At 40.9% G+C, this 16526-nt stretch carries 17 protein-coding genes and 3 riboswitches; of the genes, 1 reads left to right on the top strand and 16 read right to left on the bottom strand.

The window, feature by feature from the left end:
• Window positions 1-85: 85 nt before the first annotated feature.
• The 5 genes from RWP09_RS02580 to RWP09_RS02560 form a co-directional block, all read right to left on the bottom strand.
• The gene (locus RWP09_RS02580; RefSeq protein WP_314433675.1) at window positions 86-433 is read right to left on the bottom strand and encodes a VOC family protein; all 348 of its coding nucleotides are present in this window, start codon (window positions 431-433) and stop codon (window positions 86-88) included.
• A 58-nt stretch (window positions 434-491) separates the two neighbouring features.
• Complete coding sequence (gene spxB / locus RWP09_RS02575) at window positions 492-2267, bottom strand: pyruvate oxidase (protein WP_000191822.1); 1776 nt, start codon at window positions 2265-2267, stop codon at window positions 492-494.
• 211 nt (window positions 2268-2478) lie between these two features.
• Window positions 2479-4722 carry a heavy metal translocating P-type ATPase gene (locus tag RWP09_RS02570; protein ID WP_314433673.1) on the bottom strand — a complete coding sequence of 748 codons (2244 nt, stop codon included), beginning with the start codon at window positions 4720-4722 and terminating at the stop codon, window positions 2479-2481.
• A 9-nt stretch (window positions 4723-4731) separates the two neighbouring features.
• Window positions 4732-5103, bottom strand: coding sequence for a cupredoxin domain-containing protein (locus RWP09_RS02565; RefSeq protein WP_314433671.1), 372 nt, complete (start codon window positions 5101-5103; stop codon window positions 4732-4734).
• A gap of 10 nt (window positions 5104-5113) precedes the next feature.
• Window positions 5114-5509, bottom strand: a complete 396-nt coding sequence (locus tag RWP09_RS02560; protein ID WP_314433965.1) for a CopY/TcrY family copper transport repressor — start codon at window positions 5507-5509, stop codon at window positions 5114-5116.
• A 183-nt stretch (window positions 5510-5692) separates the two neighbouring features.
• Window positions 5693-5790, top strand: a riboswitch (TPP riboswitch).
• 82 nt (window positions 5791-5872) lie between these two features.
• Between RWP09_RS02560 and thiD the strand changes: the two genes are divergently transcribed.
• The gene (gene thiD / locus RWP09_RS02555; RefSeq protein ID WP_314433669.1) at window positions 5873-6664 is read left to right on the top strand and encodes a bifunctional hydroxymethylpyrimidine kinase/phosphomethylpyrimidine kinase; all 792 of its coding nucleotides are present in this window, start codon (window positions 5873-5875) and stop codon (window positions 6662-6664) included.
• A gap of 148 nt (window positions 6665-6812) precedes the next feature.
• On the opposite strand, the gene thiE (RWP09_RS02550) is transcribed toward thiD, so the two are convergent.
• From thiE (RWP09_RS02550) to lctO, 11 genes are all read right to left on the bottom strand, one after another.
• A complete protein-coding gene (gene thiE / locus RWP09_RS02550) occupies window positions 6813-7445 on the bottom strand; it encodes a thiamine phosphate synthase (RefSeq protein WP_314433667.1) in 633 nt (210 codons plus the stop codon).
• Window positions 7438-8241, bottom strand: coding sequence for a hydroxyethylthiazole kinase (locus tag RWP09_RS02545; RefSeq protein ID WP_314433665.1), 804 nt, complete (start codon window positions 8239-8241; stop codon window positions 7438-7440). The genes thiE (RWP09_RS02550) and RWP09_RS02545 overlap by 8 nt, the downstream gene beginning before the upstream one ends.
• Window positions 8241-8765, bottom strand: a complete 525-nt coding sequence (gene thiW / locus RWP09_RS02540) for an energy coupling factor transporter S component ThiW (protein WP_314433663.1) — start codon at window positions 8763-8765, stop codon at window positions 8241-8243. Before thiW ends, RWP09_RS02545 begins: the two co-directional genes overlap by 1 nt.
• A gap of 5 nt (window positions 8766-8770) precedes the next feature.
• The gene (gene tenA / locus RWP09_RS02535; RefSeq protein ID WP_314433661.1) at window positions 8771-9460 is read right to left on the bottom strand and encodes a thiaminase II; all 690 of its coding nucleotides are present in this window, start codon (window positions 9458-9460) and stop codon (window positions 8771-8773) included.
• 10 nt (window positions 9461-9470) lie between these two features.
• Complete coding sequence (locus tag RWP09_RS02530; protein ID WP_314433659.1) at window positions 9471-10121, bottom strand: energy-coupling factor transporter transmembrane component T; 651 nt, start codon at window positions 10119-10121, stop codon at window positions 9471-9473.
• A gap of 1 nt (window position 10122) precedes the next feature.
• On the bottom strand, window positions 10123-11508 hold the full coding sequence (locus RWP09_RS02525) for an ABC transporter ATP-binding protein (RefSeq protein ID WP_314433657.1): 1386 nt from the start codon (window positions 11506-11508) through the stop codon (window positions 10123-10125).
• Window positions 11509-12069: an ECF transporter S component gene (locus RWP09_RS02520; RefSeq protein WP_000915275.1), complete on the bottom strand. Its 561-nt coding sequence runs from the start codon at window positions 12067-12069 to the stop codon at window positions 11509-11511.
• A gap of 157 nt (window positions 12070-12226) precedes the next feature.
• Window positions 12227-12315: riboswitch (TPP riboswitch) on the bottom strand.
• Window positions 12316-12524: 209 nt separating this feature from the next.
• On the bottom strand, window positions 12525-13154 hold the full coding sequence (gene thiE / locus RWP09_RS02515; RefSeq protein WP_314433655.1) for a thiamine phosphate synthase: 630 nt from the start codon (window positions 13152-13154) through the stop codon (window positions 12525-12527).
• A gap of 1 nt (window position 13155) precedes the next feature.
• Entirely contained in the window at window positions 13156-13938 is a 783-nt protein-coding gene (gene thiM, locus RWP09_RS02510) for a hydroxyethylthiazole kinase (protein WP_261038154.1), read from the bottom strand.
• Window positions 13939-14067: 129 nt separating this feature from the next.
• Window positions 14068-14736: a TenA family protein gene (locus RWP09_RS02505; RefSeq protein ID WP_261038156.1), complete on the bottom strand. Its 669-nt coding sequence runs from the start codon at window positions 14734-14736 to the stop codon at window positions 14068-14070.
• 216 nt (window positions 14737-14952) lie between these two features.
• A riboswitch (TPP riboswitch) is annotated at window positions 14953-15041 on the bottom strand.
• Window positions 15042-15203: 162 nt separating this feature from the next.
• Complete coding sequence (gene lctO / locus RWP09_RS02500) at window positions 15204-16340, bottom strand: L-lactate oxidase (RefSeq protein ID WP_261024437.1); 1137 nt, start codon at window positions 16338-16340, stop codon at window positions 15204-15206.
• Between the last annotated feature and the right edge of the window lie 186 nt (window positions 16341-16526).

The following is a 16526-nucleotide window of genomic DNA, read 5'->3' as shown; positions in this document are numbered from 1 at the left end:
CCGGATTGCTCCGATCTTTTTATAGTTTATGTTCTTAATTTCTGTTTTAAAAATAGCTAAGGTTAACTTCAAATGACTAAACGCCTTATTTCATACGATAAAAATCAAGCACTAGACCAGCAGGACCTTTAACTAATAAGGACTCTGTTCCCCAATCCGTTTCACAAGGATCGTGTAAAATCTCGACACCTATTTCTTTTAAACGTTGGTAATTCTGATTTAAATCCTCAACCTCGATATGAAGAATGATCCCTGACTGAAAATCTTCCAAAGGAATCAAATGATTTTGGGACAACATCAGACAATGACTGCCAATCGTAAACTGAGCAAAACTGTCATCAACATAATCGGACTTTTTATCCAAAATACGCTCCAAGTCAGCACAGACTTGGGGAACATCTGAAACGATAATATCTAATTGATTTAAATTCATTTACTATCCTCCATAAAAAGACCGGATTGCTCCGATCTTTTTAAGTTCCACGAAGGAATTATTTAATTGCGCGTGATTGCAATCCTTCTTCTTCCAAGAAGAGACGGAATGGTACGAGTTCTTCTGCTTCGTATTTTTCCTTGAAGGCTTTGATTGCTTCTTCTGAGTGAAGTTTTGGATCCAATTCAAGTACTTCTACTGGAAGTGGACGGTGTGGAGTGATGCGAGCATCGATAACAACAGTTTTACCTTCTTTGTTCAATTTAACAGCTTCTGCAACAACTGCGTCGATATCTTCGATACGGTTTACTGTAAATCCAACAGCTCCTTGAGCTTCAGCAATTTTAGCGTAGTCAGCGTTTGTGAAGTCACAACCAAACAAGTGTTTGTTTGTGTCTTCGTATTTGTCCTTGATGAAGGCATATTTATCATTTGAGAAGACAACGTTGATAACTGGAAGGTCGTATTGAACGTTTGTAATAACGTCTGGGTAGCACATGTTGAATGCACCGTCACCCATGATGTTCCATATTTGGCGATCTGGATTGTCTTTCTTAGCAGCGATACCACCAGGAAGGGCAATACCCATTGTCGCAAAGAGTGGAGATGTACGCCACATGTTCTTAGGTGTCATGTGAAGGTGACGAGTAGATGTTTGAGTAGTGTCACCTACGTCGATTGAATAGATAGCGTCTTGATCAGCATGTTTGTTGATTGCATTGTAAACTTGGTACAATTGCAATTCACCCTCAGTTTTTCCTTCGAGTTTGTTCATGTAATCACGCCAGTTTTGGTTGTTCTTAACGTTTGCACGCCACCATGGAGTTGATTCAACTGGGTTTACTTTGTCAAGGATAGCTTTAGCTGCTTGACCTGCGTCACCAAGGATTGAAGCGTCAAGGGCATGACGTTTACCAAGTTTGTAAGGATCGATATCCACTTGGATGAATTTTTCAGTGTTCTTGAATGCTTCGTAAACTTCAGCAAATGGGAAGTTTGAACCAAGGAAAAGAACTGTGTCTGCTTCAAAGACAACTTCGTTGGCTGGTTTCCAACCAACACGGTAAGCAGAACCTGTCAAACCTTCATAGTTCCATTCGAAAGCTTCAAAGTTTTTACCAGTTGTGATGATTGGTGCTTTGATTTTACGTGACAATTCAGTGATCACTTCACCAGCTTTAACACCACCGTAACCAGCGTAAATAACTGGACGTTCAGCATTGTTCAAGATTTCAACAGCTTTGTTGATTTCAACTTCGTTCAAAGCAGGAGCGATGAATGAACGTTCGTATGAACCTGAACCGTAGTATGAGTTTTCGTCGATTTCTTGGAAACCGAAGTTTACTGGGATTTCAACAACAGCTGGACCTTTTTTAGAAACTGCAGCACGGCAAGCTTCGTCAATAACTTTTGGCAATTGCTCAGCGTAAGCTACACGTTTGTTGTATACAGCGATACCGTTGTACATTGGGTTTTGGTTCAATTCTTGGAAAGCATCCATGTTCAATTCGTTAACTGGACGTGATCCAAGGATCGCTAGGAATGGAGTGTTATCCATAGCTGCATCGTAAACACCGTTAATCAAGTGAGTCGCACCTGGACCACCTGAACCAACTGCAACCCCGATTGAGCCGCCGAATTTAGCTTGCATAACCGCTGCAAGAGCACCTGTTTCTTCGTGGCGAACTTGCAAGAAACGGATATCTTTGTCTTCAGCCAAAGCGTCCATCAATGAGCTGAGTGTTCCAGATGGGATACCGTAGATTGTGTCTACGCCCCATGTTTTCAATACATTAAGCATTGCTGCAGATGCAGTAATTTTCCCTTGAGTCATAATGATAACTCTCCTTCAAATATTTTTAAATCTACTAAAAAAGGTTTCATATAATTTTTGAAAACGTTTCAGCAAATTTTTACTCTACTAATTTATCACATTTCGTTCGACTTTTCTAAGAATCTGCTCAGAAGTTTCTATTCTCTATTACAGTACAGTTTGAAAACGTTTTTAGATTCTGTTTTATAATAAAAAGCGAGCAAGCCCGCTTTTAGTCTATTTTACTAAAGTTTAGCAGAAGGGAACTGGTCAGAACAGATACAGAACTAAAGGCCATAGCTAGACCTGCCAGTTCTGGGTTGAGGGCCAGTCCAACACCTGAAAAGACTCCTGCTGCTATCGGAATTCCGACGACATTGTAAATAAAGGCCCAGAAAAGATTGAGCAGAATACGATTAAAAGTTTTCTTACTCATGTCGAAGGCACGCACCACGCCTAAGAGATTATTGGTTGTCAACACCAAATCTGCTGACTCGATGGCAATATCTGTTCCAGCACCCATAGCAATCCCCACATCTGCTACACTAAGGGCAGGAGCGTCATTGATGCCATCACCAACAAAGGCTACTTTGCCAGCCGCTTGTAGTTTATGGATTTCGTTGGCTTTTTCTTCTGGCAAGACACCCGCAATGACCTCTTCGATTCCGATTTGATCCGCAATAGCACGCGCCACACCTGCATTGTCTCCTGTCAGCATGACTGTTTTAAGGCCTCGTTTTTTCAACTGACTGATGGCTAGCTTAGCATTTTCCTTAGGGATATCTTGCAAAGCAAGCAAGCCTTTGATTTCATTGTCCACAGCCAAAAACACAACTGTCTTAGCTTCTTTTTCTAGTTCTTCTAGTTTATCTTGATAAGTGCTAGAAATGTTCATACCATCCAGCATTTTAGCATTTCCAAGCAGAACTTGTTTTCCATTGATTTGCCCTGAGACACCTTTTCCGTGCAAGGCTTGAAAATTTTCAACAGTGTGAAGCTCAAGTCCAGCTTCACTCGCTCGTTTCACAACGGCTTCAGCCAGTGGGTGTTGAGAAGCTTCTTCCAAGGAGGCTGCCAATCCAAGCACTTCTACTTCGTCGCCGATGATATCTGTTACCACAGGCTTCCCTTCCGTCAAAGTTCCAGTCTTATCAAAGACAAGAGTTTGAACTTTCTGGATTTCCTGTAGAACCATTCCATTTTTGAGGAGAACTCCCATCTTGGCACTGCGTCCTGTCCCTACCATAAGGGCTGTCGGTGTTGCGAGCCCCAAGGCACAAGGACAAGCGATAATCAAAACAGCCACCCCATAGAGAAGAGAAGAGACAAAACTCGCTCCAAGCACGACGACACTATCCCTGAGCAAGACGAACCAAACCCAAAAGGTCACAATCCCTAAAATGACAACTGCTGGGACAAAAATCCCTGAAATTTTATCTGTCAAGTCCTGAATCGGCGCACGACTTGTCTGAGCTTTCTTCACAAAATCCACAATCTGAGCCAAAACAGTCTCTGAACCAACTTTTTCTGCTCTAAAAACAAGTGTTCCACTATTATTGATGGTTGAACCAATGACGGTATCTCCAACTGTCTTGTCCACAGGCAGACTCTCACCTGTCACCATAGACTCATCAATACTAGAGATACCTTCTACTACGACACCATCAACCGCAATCTTTTCACCGGGACGCACTCGAATCAGGTCACCTACCTTGACTTGCTCCAAGGGGACTTGAACATAGTTATCCTCACGCAAGACTTCTGCAGTTTTAGCCTGCAAGTCAAGTAATTTCTCCACAGCTTGGGAAGTATTTTTCCGCATTTTCTCCTCAAAAACGGCTCCCATAAGAACGAAGAAGAAGATAAATGCAGCACTTTCAAAGTAAACGGGGAGACCAGCGAAGAGGGCAACTAAGCTATAGAAATAGGCAACTAGGGTTCCCAGAGCAACCAAGGTATCCATGTTAGCATTGTGCTTTTTAAAACTAGCCCAAGCACTTTGGATATAAGGACCACCTGCTACTAGCATAATCGGTGTTGTGGCTAAAAAGGTTCCCCAACGCATGACTTGGTGACTAATTCCTCCTGTCGACATCCCAATCATAAGAATCACAAGAGGCACAGTAAAGATACTAGTAATCCAAAAACGCTGTAAAAGTGATAGAGATTTTCGAGTCTTCTCAACTACGGTATAACTCCCCTTTTGCATCTTCATACCACAAGAAAATTCATGTTGACCTAATTCTTGAGGGGTAAAACGAATTGTTTTCTCTTCGTCTACGCCGATTGGTTCTAAGATGCCTTCTTCTTCAAACAGAATTTCCTTATAACAGTTTGAAGGTGTCACACGGTGAAAGGTGATCTCAGCAGGAACTCCTTTTTGCAGTTGAATGTGGGCTGGATGGTAGCCTTTGTCTGCCGTGATACGGATTTTTTGAACACCATTTTCAAGACTTGCTTTTACAATTTCAGTCATATCATTCTCCTATTCTACAATCATCTTACCGTGCATCATATTCATGCCACAAGAGAAACCATACTCTCCAGCCTGCTCAGGTGTGATTTCCACTACATACTCTTCGCCCATAGGCAGGTCCGCATGCACTCCAAAATCTGGAAAAACAATTTGGTCCAGACAGGGTGAAGGGTCCTTACGGTCAAAGACAATGCGGGCTGGCACTGATTTCTTGAGGATAATCAACTCAGGCGTATAGCCCCCCATGACCTCCACTCGAATTTCTTGGTATCCGTTTTTTTGCTGGGCCTTTTGTTCAGATTTTTCAGGCTTTTTGAAAAACCAAAACAAAATAAAGGCGATAAGGGCAATACAAATAATGGTTACAATACTATTTAACATGACGTCTCCTTTACATACAATTACATCTTACTTCTGTTACAGCGCTTGATTTCTTCTCAGAAATCACAGCTTCCAAGTCTTCCAAGTCATCCTGAGTAAAATCACATTCAGCAATCAAATCAGCCAACAAGTTCTTAATCCCACGAGAACAAACCTTGTCCTTGATATCTTGGACAAGTAAATCGCGACTTTGGTCCAAAGTTAAAAGGGCTGAATAGACAAAAGACTTGCCTTCTTTTTTCCGAGTCAAACACTCTTTCTCAACCAAGCGAGCCAAAAGAGTTTGAATGGTTGACTTGGACCAGTCGAACCGCTCCGCCAGAACCCTGATCAAATCCGTACTAGTCTGCTCTCCTTGCATCCAAATAATCTTCATGACCTGCCATTCTGCATCTGAAATCTGCATCATTACACCTCCAAAATCTACATTTGTCAATTACAGTTATTAGTATACTCCTATAATCTACATTTGTCAACTATAAAATTAATCTTTTCTTTGAAAAATTGAATTTTAACCATATAATACAGGATTTGCAGTCAAATCTTACTATATAAACTATAAAAATATGCTATACTAAAGAAAAAAGAAAACAACCACTAGGGGTGCGTAAAGCTGAGATTAACGACTGTTAGACCCTTTGACTCAATCTAGGTAATGCTAGCTGATGGAAGTGGAAATGATAATGGAGACTAGCAGTCTTCTATTGCCTTTCTAAAACAGACTAGCTTTTTCTTAAGATACAAACTTCAGTTGGTTGGGAGGTTTTAGATGACTTATTTACCCGTTGCTTTGACCATTGCAGGGACTGACCCTAGTGGTGGTGCTGGCATTATGGCTGATTTAAAGTCGTTCCAAGCTAGAGATGTCTATGGAATGGCCGTTGTGACCAGCCTTGTCGCTCAAAATACCAGAGGCGTTCAATTAATCGAGCACGTTTCTCCTCAAATGTTGAAAGCCCAATTGGAGAGTGTCTTTTCGGATATCAAGCCTCAGGCTGTAAAAACTGGAATGTTGGCAACTACTGAAATTATGGAAATCATCCAGCCCTATCTTAAAAAGCTGGATTGTCCCTACGTCCTTGACCCTGTTATGGTCGCTACGAGCGGAGACACCCTGATTGATACCAGTGCCAGAACCTACCTAAAAACAAATCTGCTTCCACTTGCAACCATCATCACACCCAATCTTCCTGAGGCAGAAGAGATTGTTGGTTTTTCAATCCATGATTCCGAAGACATGCAACGTGCCGGTCGCCTGATTTTAAAAGAATTTGGTCCTCAGTCTGTGGTTATCAAAGGTGGGCATCTCGAAGGCGGTGCCAAGGATTTCCTCTTTACCAAGGATGACCAATTTGTCTGGGAAAGCCCACGAATTCAAACCTGTCATACACATGGTACTGGATGTACCTTTGCTGCAGTGATTACGGCTGAACTAGCCAAGGGGAAAACCCTCTATCAAGCAGTCGATAAAGCCAAGACCTTTATCACGAAAGCCATCCAAGACGCCCCTCAACTCGGTCATGGTTCTGGCCCAGTTAACCATACAAGCTTTAAAGATTAAAAAAACTCTCTAGTTCCCACTTTAAGGGAATTAGAGAGTTTTTATACTTCTTCAAACCACGTCAACTTTATCTGCAACCTCAAAGCTGTGCTTTGAGCAACCTGCAGCTAGCTTCCTAGTTTGCTCTTTGATTTTCATTGAGTATTAATTAGAAAATAATGTCATCCAACTTTGTCAAAAAGGATTGCGCTTTTGCCTCTATATCTTCTGCCTGCATCAAATCACGCACTACAGCTACTCCAGCTATGCCAGTGTCAATAAGCTGTTCAATATTCTCTGACGTCAAGCCTCCAATAGCAACTACTGGAATGGCGACCCTTTGGCAAATTGTTTTCAAGGTAGAAATCAGGGTGATAGGTGCATTTTCCTTGGTGGTGGTTGGGAAAATGGCTCCTGTCCCCAAGTAATCTGCACCTGATTTCTCCGCTTCCAGAGCTCTTTTAACCGTTTTAGCGGTGACACCGAGGATTTTTTCAGGACCCAAGACTTTGCGGGCAACCGAAACGGGTAGTTCATCGTCTCCGATATGCAGACCTGCAGCATCAACCGCAAGACAAACATCCAAACGATCATCGATTATCAAGGGTACCTGATAGGCATCTGTTATTTCCTTGACTTGTTTTGCCAGTTGATAATATTGATTGGTTGTGAGATTTTTTTCTCGCAATTGGACTATGGTAACCCCTGAACGGCAAGCCGTCTCAATCTTTTCAAGAAAGCTTTGCAAGGAATCTTGGTAGCGATTGGTTACCAGATATAGTCTAAGTGCTTCTCTATTCATAAACATCTCCTTTGATAGCATCTAGCCAGTTTTCATCTCTTTTGAGGAGTGAAAGCTGATTGAGTACTTGGTAACGAAATTCTTCCAATCCCATTCCTTGAACAACTATTCTCTCAGCGGAGATATTGAGATAAGAAACCGCTAGGCAAGAAGCTTCAAAGGCAGTCATTCCTTGGCTGAGAAAAACGGCTGCCAATACTCCAACCAAATCTCCTGTCCCTGTTATCCAGTCTAACTCTACACAGCCATTCTCCAATACAGCAACCTGATTCTTCGAAACGATGAGGTCCTTGGGGCCAGTGACTAAGAATGACATACCTGGATAGGTCTGACACCAGTCTTTCAAGACTTGAAGTAAATCCTCAGTTTCTTGGTCTTTAGCACTTGCATCGACCCCAACGCCATGGTGCTTTAAGCCAACAAGACTTCGAATTTCTGACATATTTCCTTTAAGGACCGTAGGTCTATAGTCTAAAAGGTCTCTGACTAAGCTCTTACGAATGGATGAAGCCGTTACGCCAACAGCATCTACTACCATTGGGAGACAAACTTTATCTGCATAAGATGCTGCCATACGGATTGCTTTTTCCTTCTCAGCTGACAAATGCCCCAAATTGATGAAGAGTGCCTGGCTTTGCTTAGTAAAATCAAGAACCTCACGGGAATCATCTGCCATAACTGGTTTACATCCCAGAGCCAAAATCCCATTTGCCAGCATTTCACAAGAAATCTCATTGGTAATGCAGTGAATGAGGGAAGTCGTTCCCAGAGGAAAAGGATTTGTCAATTCCTGCATCAGTTTATCCTTTCATCAAAGAAATATCCCTGCACTTTTTTAAAGAATTCCTGCTTGATTAAAAATCGAAAGGCAATAAAGGAAATCGCTGTACCGATTAAGGTTGCTCCGAAAAATCGAGGAGTGTAGATAAACCAGCTCAGTTTGGCAGCCGATCCTGTGAAGAGTACCATAACAGGATAGGAAACAATAGAGCCAATAATACCTGTTCCCACAATCTCTCCTAAAGCAGAATAGTGAAATTTTCGACCGTACTTATAAAAGAGACCTGCTAGAAGGGCTCCAAAAGTCGCTCCTGTGAGAGCTAAAGGCGGAATCCCTTGAGTCGTCATACGGATAAAAGCTGTCACTGTAGCCATAGCCAAGGCATAAACAGGTCCCATCATGATTCCTGCTAGAATATTGACTACACTGGACATCGGTGCCATTCCCTCAATCCGAAAGATAGGCGTAAGGACTACATCAAGGGCAATCAGCATGGATAAAATGGTTAATTTGTGAACTTGTAATTGGTGCTTTCTCATGTTTATTATTCTCCTTTTTCTAAAGACTGTAAATCGCTCTTCCAGGTTTGGTGTTGGTAGGCCATTTCCCAAAACTTAGCTTCCATATGAACACTGATGTGGAAGGCATCTAGCATTTTTTTCTTGTCTGTCTCGTCACTTTCTCGATAGAGTTGATTGACCAGAGCCTCTTCCTCTCTGATTTGCTGCTCCAACTCATCCGTAATATAAGTTTCAATCCATTGTTGGTAGAGAGGATTTGGTGATGGTTTAAGATTAAGTGATTTGCCTATATCATGGTATAGCCAAGGACAAGGCAGCAAACTTGCAAAAGCGATAGCTAGATTTGCTTCTTCAAATTGCCGATAAATGTGAGAGATATAATGATAGCAGGTTGGAGCGATTGGATGTTGCTCCATTTCCTGGTCGCTGATTTCCAATTCCTTGAAAAATTGTTGGCGGATAAATAACTCACCCTCCACTAGACTCTGGGCATTTTGTTTCAAGAGTCTTTTCATCTCTTGGTTTGAAGTCTTCTCAGCCAAAAGGTGATAGGCTTCTGAGAAGGCCTTCAGATAGTAGGCGTCCTGAATCAAGTAATAGCGGAAAATGGCAGGTTCTAAATTCCCCTCTTGCAACTGTAAAATAAAGGGGTGATGAAAGGAGGCCTGCCAAGCTTCCTTGGATAATTCCATCGCAATATCTGTAAATTCCATAATAACTCCTTTATAAAAATAGACTGGTTTGAAGCAATAAAAAGAACAGCAGGTAGATGAATTTTATTTTTTTAGAAAGATAAAAGATCCGATAGCGATTCTCCACCTGTGCATGTTCGTCATATCCATGCGCCGACAGGGCTCTCAGGTAAAGATGGCGCCACCTAAAGACTGTCATCAGAACCTTGCTGTAAATCAAGGGAGACCAAAAATGAAGTTCTTGACCGCGTAATAAGCAAGCTTCCTTGAGGGACTTGATTTCTTGCTGGATAAGGGGGAAGGAATTGAATACCACAATCAAGGCATAGGCCCAAGAGCGTGATAACCCCTTTTGAGCCAAGTACAAGAGAAGCTCTTTTAGGGAAATAGAGGAAACAAAGACAAGACCAATACAAACGGTCACAAAAGCCCTCGTTCCAAGCATGACGGCCTGCGAAGCATCTCCATGTAACTGAACTGCCCAGTAGTTGGCCAAAGAGGGCAGAATGGCAAGTAGAATCATCCAAGCCAATACTTTAAATCGCCGGTAATAGAGCATAAAGAGAATGCAAAATACGACTACCGAAAGATTCAGAGCAATCGAAGGAATGAAAGATGTTTCCAGAGATAAAATTAGCAAGAAGAGACTGATAATCGGTGTCTGGGTTGCTACTTTGACCATACTATCTCACCTCCCCTTGAGTATTGCTACTCTGAGATGTGAGTGGTTTGGTAATTGTCACTTCTTTCACATGACTGAGACCCTGACTAGTCATCTCAATCCAATAATCAACCACAGAGATCAAGGGATCTAAACGATGGCTAATGATCAGAAAACTTCTTCCGTGATTTCTATCCTCCACAATCCACTGACAAAAATAGTTACAAGCTCTATCATCCAAACCTGCAAAAGGTTCATCCAGCAAGATCACAGAAGCCTTACTGGTCAAGATGGTCAAGAGCTGAAGAATCTTTTGCTGACCACCACTTAATTGATAGGGACTCTTATCAAGCGCCTGCTCCAGATCAAAATATTGTAAAGCTTGGAGAATTCGTTGATTTCTTTCAGAATCAGGTCCATCTAATTGAAGTTCCTCTCGCAGACTGGCTCGGATAAACTGTTTCTCAGCTTCCTGAACAACACCCGTCAGGTAACGGTACGAACTCTTTTTCTTTTTCAGGACTGTCCCCTTCCATGTAATGCGCCCCTTATACTTTTGAAATTGAAGAATGGAGCGAAAGAGAGTTGATTTCCCGACACCATTATCACCCAAGATACAGGAAATTCCTTGGTAAAATGTGAAATCAGCAATCGAAAAGAGGGGGCGCTTATCCAGCTCACAAGTCATTCTATCCATATGGAATAGTTCTGGGCTAGAAGCAACCTCCTTTGAAGCAACCTGTGTCATCTCAGAGGAAGGGATTTGAAACACTTCCCTTAGTTGTCCATCTCTTAGCTCCACCATATGATCGATATAGGCTTCATAGTCCGTTAAATCATGGTCGCATAAAATAACTGTCTTCCCATTTGAGGCCAACTCTTTTAGAATCTCTAAGATCTCTACCCTACTCTTGCGGTCAATGGAAGCGAAGGGCTCATCCAAGAGATAGACCCTAGGATTCATAGCAAAGAGAACAGCCAAAGCAGCCTTTTGCTTTTCCCCACCTGATAAGTGATGGATGGGACGGTGCAAGATCTTCTCGCAGCGACATTGTCGAACCACATCTGCTATTTTTGAATCAATTTCCTGAACGGGATACCCAATATTTTCCAAGGTAAAAACCAGCTCCTCAAACAAGTTCTCCATGGTAAATTGATGATTGGGATTTTGAAAGAGGATACCAACCGTCTGGACACGTTCGATGATAGAAAGCTGACTGACCTCACTCCCATCTATCAAAACTTGACCGCTATAGGGAAGAGAACTGACTTGGGCAATCATTTGAAAGAGGCTCGATTTTCCTGAACCACTGCTTCCAACTAACAAGGTAAAGGCTTGCGCATGAAAAGTAAAATCAAGCGGCTCAGAGAAGATTGGGGACTGAATCGCTCGTAGTTCCAGCCCCATCTATGCCTTGCCCCCAGCTGCAAACTGATGATAAAGTTTGACAATGGCACGAACCAAGATAGTACAGAAGAAAAAGACGGAAATAAAACGTACCACAAGCAAGGAAAGGACAAAAGGAAGGGAGAAGGCGTAATATCCTAACTTAATGTATTCATAGACAAAGCTAACAAGCGTAATTCCAATACTATTGGCAGTTAGAGAGAGCCAACTTTCATAGCGATTCTTGGTTACGATAAAACCAAGTTCACTTCCCAAACCTTGAACCAATCCAGACAAAAGGGCACCTAGACCGAATTGGCTACCATAAAGGACTTCAGCAAGCGCAGCTAGCACTTCTCCAATCGTTGCACTTCCCACTCTTGGAACAAAGATGGCCGCAATAGGCGCAGCCATACACCAGAGACCAAAGAGAATTTCATTGGCAAAGGCCTGTAAACCAAGAGGGGCTAAAATCAGAGTGAGGATATCAAACAGATAGCCAGATCCTACAAAAACGCCACCAAAAAAGATAGACAAGAAAGCAAGTAAGATAACATCTTTTAACTGCCATTTTTTCAACATAAAAAAACTCCTTTTTTAAAGAAAAGTGGGGCATTCAAGGTGAGCTACCTAAATGCTTTGTATCATCTTCATCCAGTTTCGTAAAAGAAAAAACTCTAATTACAGATAGGAATTAGAGTTTAGCTTACAAGATTAGACAGTTCTTTTCGACATACGAAAAAAACATTTCACATTTCCCTTCGCCAGTCTTAACTGTATCAGGTTCAATGGGTATCATCTCAGCCTAAAGCACCCCAAATGTCTTTATTATTTAATTATATAAATAGTATAACAAATGATTTTTTCTAGTTCAAGAAATTGAACTGGAAATACAGCCTTGCACTCACAAAGACAGTAAGTCTTTCGTTTGCAAAAAACAAATGTCTTGTTTGATAGATTAGCCATTTGAGCTGAATCTGGACATAGCTTTTTAGAAAAGGGAAACTTCCACTTACTTAGAATCTAAGGATAGATACCTATTGTTCACTCATTTCCTGAACAGTTTTTTCTATATTTTTTGCATACGATATTGCTGAAATGATTGAAACACCGTCAACATTGGTCTTCATAATGTCTTTAATATGTTGCGTCTGTATCCCACCAATTGCAACTAAGGGCATTTGTGGCAATAGTTTTCTCATCAATTTAAGACCCTCATAACCTATAGCACCACCAGCATCATCCTTTGACTGGGTATCAAATACAGGACCAACACCCACATAATCGACATATTCAACTTTTGATTGTTGAAATTCTTCCTCGTTTTTTATAGAAAGACCAATTATTTTATCTGGCATCAATTTTCTAATTTCATCAACTCCAAGATCATCTTGTCCTACATGTACGCCGTCAGCATCTATCTCTAATGCTAACTCAATATCATCATTAACAATAAATGGAACATTGTATTTTCTACAAAGATCCTGTAGTTTAATTGCTAATTCGACTTTTTCTTTACCTTCTAAGGCTCCCTCACCTTTTTCACGAAATTGAAATAAGGTTATACCACCTTTTAAGGCTTCCTCAACGACCGTATATAGATCCTTTCCCTGGCAAGTAGTCGTTCCACAAATAAAATATAGTTTTAGTAATTCTTTTTGAAACATCTTACTTCACTCTTTTAAATTTCTTTACATCTTCATCTGTAATCTCATATAAGGCATTTATAAATTCAACTTTAAATGTTCCAGGAAGATGTCCATTTGGACGTTTTTCTGCCATTTCTCCAGCGATATTATAAACCAACATTGCTGTTTCTAATGATTTCAATTCTTGACCTTTTTCTAGTCCGATAAAGCTTGCTACTACCGCACCTAATAAGCATCCTGTCCCAATAACTTTTGGCATCATGGCACTACCATTATGAATCGTTACCACTTCTCCATTAACCGCAATAGCATCCACTTCACCTGTTACTATTATAGGAATATTGAACTTCTCATTTGCTGCTAGAGCAATTTCGTCAATATTATCTACGCCCGCACTATCTACTCCTTTAGATGCCACATTTATTCCCACTAAAGAAGCAATCTCGCCAGCATTTCCTCTAATCGCTGCGAGTTTGTAATTATTGATTAGATCATCTGCTACTTTTTTTCTATATTCTCCTGCTCCACAAGCTACTGGATCTAATACTGCAGGGACATTATATTTTTCAGCAATTTTTAGTGCCTTTTGGTACAGCTTCCAATTATCATCCGTTAAAGTCCCAATGTTAATCAATAATCCTCCAGCATATTTTAATAGATCTTCTAAGTCTGCTGGGTACTCGCTCATAGCTGGTGAGGCACCCAGTGCTACTAATCCATTTGCTGTAAAGTTTTTTACAACATCATTGGTGATACAGATTACTAATGGTGCTTTTTCTTTTAATAATTTTAAACTTGTCATATTGAAATCCTTCCTTTTCACTTTATACGATCTACTGATTTCGATTTATCTCTATCTTTCGTTAAGAAATTTTTTTCATTTTCATTGAATGATTTACCTCATCAAATTTGTAAATATCCTAAACCTCCACTAGGCGTCATAGCCAATATCAAAAAAGGCTAATTCTAAAGTAACTGCTTGATTCCAGCGTTGCTGAAGTTCTGTCAAATCTTCTCGACCTTTTCCGACACGATTGAGTTCGTCAACCAAAAATTGAACCCACTCTGTAAAGAAAGGACCTCTGTGGAGATTGATCCATTCCGAATGAATATAGGCTTCAGGTAGAGCCAAATCTTTAGAACCCCAGTCTAAATAGAGACCTTCTGCAATGACTAGCATGACCAAAAGATGCGCGTAGTCTGATGAAGCCACAGCAGAATACATTAAATCCTGAAAGGCTTTTGTTACAGGATGCAAGGTCACTTCCAGATAGTCATTCTCAGATACTTTTAACTCTTTGAAAGCCTTTTGGAAATAACCATCTTCATCTGCTTCAAGAAAGCCTAGTTGCTTGGCAAAACGAAGCTTGGATTCAAGCTGGTCTGCGTGGGCTACGCAAGCACCCAGCATGGATAAGAAGGCATCAAAGAAGTGATAATCTTGAATTAGGTAGTCTTTTAAGACCTTATTCTCAATTGTCCCCGCAAAAAGTTCCTTGACAAAACGATGATTGATTGCAGCCTGCCAATTCTTCTGACTGTTTTTTAATAATTCTCCAACAGTCAAACCTGGCTCAAATGCATAGTCTTGTGTTTCCATATTTACTTTTCCTCTCTTTACACTCTAGTAATCAATAAAACACCAAGAGATACCAAGCAAAATCGAAGTTTCACTTGATCCTTTTAAAGAACATCGAGGGCATTTGCAGAGAGCTACCTAAATAAGCCTCTCCAGTTTATATAAACAAAAAAACTCCAATTACAATCAAGAATTAGAGCTGACTTACAAGATTAGATCGTTCATTTCGCCATACGAAAAAAACTGTTCACATTTCCCTTCGCCAGTATTAACTGTATCAGGTTCAATGGGTATCATCTCAGCCTAAAGCACCCCAAATGTCTTTATTATTTAATTACTGCACCAGTATAGCAAAAAATGAAAGCCCTAGCAAGATATTTGATTGAAAAATATATTTATATAGATTTTGATACGATTTCCCTTTATTAAAACAAAACGTTTAAAACACAAACAAAAACCTCCACATCAAGTGGAGGCAAGCTATTTTATCAATACAATTTTAAGTCACGTGGGTCAACTGGGAAGGTTGGGTTGTATGGATTGTGACGCAGTTTGAAGTGTTTGACATCTTCAATAGTTTGAGTTCCAGACAACTGCATAACTGTCTTCAATTCCGCATTCAAGTGTTCAAAGACTTGACGCACACCGACACTACCACCGAGAGCCAAACCATAGATGACAGGGCGACCAATAGCTACCAAGTCTGCTCCTGAAGCCAAGGCTTTAAAGACGTGTTGACCACGACGAATACCTGAGTCAAAGACAATTGGTACGCGTTTGTCAACTGCTTCTGCTACTTCTTGAAGTGAGTCAAATGCAGCTGGTCCACCGTCGATTTGGCGGCCACCGTGGTTGGTTACCCAGATACCAGAGGCACCTGCAGCAAGAGAACGTTCAACGTCCTCACGGCATTGTGGTCCCTTGACATAAACAGGAAGTCCAGAGTATTCAGCGATAAATTCTACATCACGTGGAGACAAGCGTTGTTTAGCTGATTTGTAAACAAAGTCCATTGATTTACCAGCACCTTCTGGCAGGTATTCTTCAACAATCGGCATGCCAACTGGGAAGACAAAACCATTACGCTTATCAACCTCACGATTACCCCCTACAGTAGCATCTGCCGTCAAGACAATCGCTTTGTAGCCTTCAGCCTTCACACGATCCATGATGTGGCGGTTAATGCCATCATCCTTACTAAAGTAAAATTGGAACCAATGAGGTGTCCCTTGAAGGGCTTCAGAAATCTCTGGAAGGTCGACAGTAGAGTAAGAGCTGGTTGTATAAAGAGAACCAAACTCATGCACACCACGCGCAGTCGCCACTTCACCCTGTTCGTTTGCCAATTTATGAGCTGCAACAGGTGCCATAATGATTGGTGAAGACAATTTTTCGCCTGCAAATTCAATCTCTGTACTTGGATTTTCTACATTGCAAAGCGTATGAGGAACGATGAGTTTGTGGTTAAAGGCACGAATATTCTCACGCAAAGTGAAAGTATCTTCCGCCCCACTAGCGATATAGCCAAAGGCTGCTTTAGGAATAACTTGTTGCGCCATTGGCTCCAAATCATAGGTATTGATGAAATCTACATGACCTTCTGCATTGCTTGTTTTATATGACATAAAATGCCCTCCTTAATAAGTAAGCGTTTACTTTGTATATTACAAAAATATCTTAACTCTTTTTTCAAAATTTTTCAAATATTTTGTTTGAAAATTTCAGAAATTCTAGGACTATGATAAAAAATCCCTATAACAGCAATAAAAAATACATATTATTCAAAGGAGATTTTAAGTGCTACAATAACT

The organism is uncultured Streptococcus sp., assembly GCF_963521255.1.
Lineage (GTDB): Bacteria > Bacillota > Bacilli > Lactobacillales > Streptococcaceae > Streptococcus.
Note: the sequence above shows the minus strand (reverse complement) of the source record. Positions and strands in the feature narration are given on the sequence as shown.

Bases quoted from the DNA above. Each gene is read 5' to 3' on its own strand.
- RWP09_RS02580 (WP_314433675.1), bottom strand. From the start codon at position 433: ATGAATTTAAATCAATTAGATATTATCGTTTCAGATGTTCCCCAAGTC.
- spxB (WP_000191822.1), bottom strand. From the start codon at position 2,267: ATGACTCAAGGGAAAATTACTGCATCTGCAGCAATGCTTAATGTATTG.
- RWP09_RS02570 (WP_314433673.1), bottom strand. From the start codon at position 4,722: ATGACTGAAATTGTAAAAGCAAGTCTTGAAAATGGTGTTCAAAAAATC.
- RWP09_RS02565 (WP_314433671.1), bottom strand. From the start codon at position 5,103: ATGTTAAATAGTATTGTAACCATTATTTGTATTGCCCTTATCGCCTTT.
- RWP09_RS02560 (WP_314433965.1), bottom strand. From the start codon at position 5,509: ATGCAGATTTCAGATGCAGAATGGCAGGTCATGAAGATTATTTGGATG.
- thiD (WP_314433669.1), top strand. From the start codon at position 5,873: ATGACTTATTTACCCGTTGCTTTGACCATTGCAGGGACTGACCCTAGT.
- thiE (WP_314433667.1), bottom strand. From the start codon at position 7,445: ATGAATAGAGAAGCACTTAGACTATATCTGGTAACCAATCGCTACCAA.
- RWP09_RS02545 (WP_314433665.1), bottom strand. From the start codon at position 8,241: ATGCAGGAATTGACAAATCCTTTTCCTCTGGGAACGACTTCCCTCATT.
- thiW (WP_314433663.1), bottom strand. From the start codon at position 8,765: ATGAGAAAGCACCAATTACAAGTTCACAAATTAACCATTTTATCCATG.
- tenA (WP_314433661.1), bottom strand. From the start codon at position 9,460: ATGGAATTTACAGATATTGCGATGGAATTATCCAAGGAAGCTTGGCAG.
- RWP09_RS02530 (WP_314433659.1), bottom strand. From the start codon at position 10,121: ATGGTCAAAGTAGCAACCCAGACACCGATTATCAGTCTCTTCTTGCTA.
- RWP09_RS02525 (WP_314433657.1), bottom strand. From the start codon at position 11,508: ATGGGGCTGGAACTACGAGCGATTCAGTCCCCAATCTTCTCTGAGCCG.
- RWP09_RS02520 (WP_000915275.1), bottom strand. From the start codon at position 12,069: ATGTTGAAAAAATGGCAGTTAAAAGATGTTATCTTACTTGCTTTCTTG.
- thiE (WP_314433655.1), bottom strand. From the start codon at position 13,154: ATGTTTCAAAAAGAATTACTAAAACTATATTTTATTTGTGGAACGACT.
- thiM (WP_261038154.1), bottom strand. From the start codon at position 13,938: ATGACAAGTTTAAAATTATTAAAAGAAAAAGCACCATTAGTAATCTGT.
- RWP09_RS02505 (WP_261038156.1), bottom strand. From the start codon at position 14,736: ATGGAAACACAAGACTATGCATTTGAGCCAGGTTTGACTGTTGGAGAA.
- lctO (WP_261024437.1), bottom strand. From the start codon at position 16,340: ATGTCATATAAAACAAGCAATGCAGAAGGTCATGTAGATTTCATCAAT.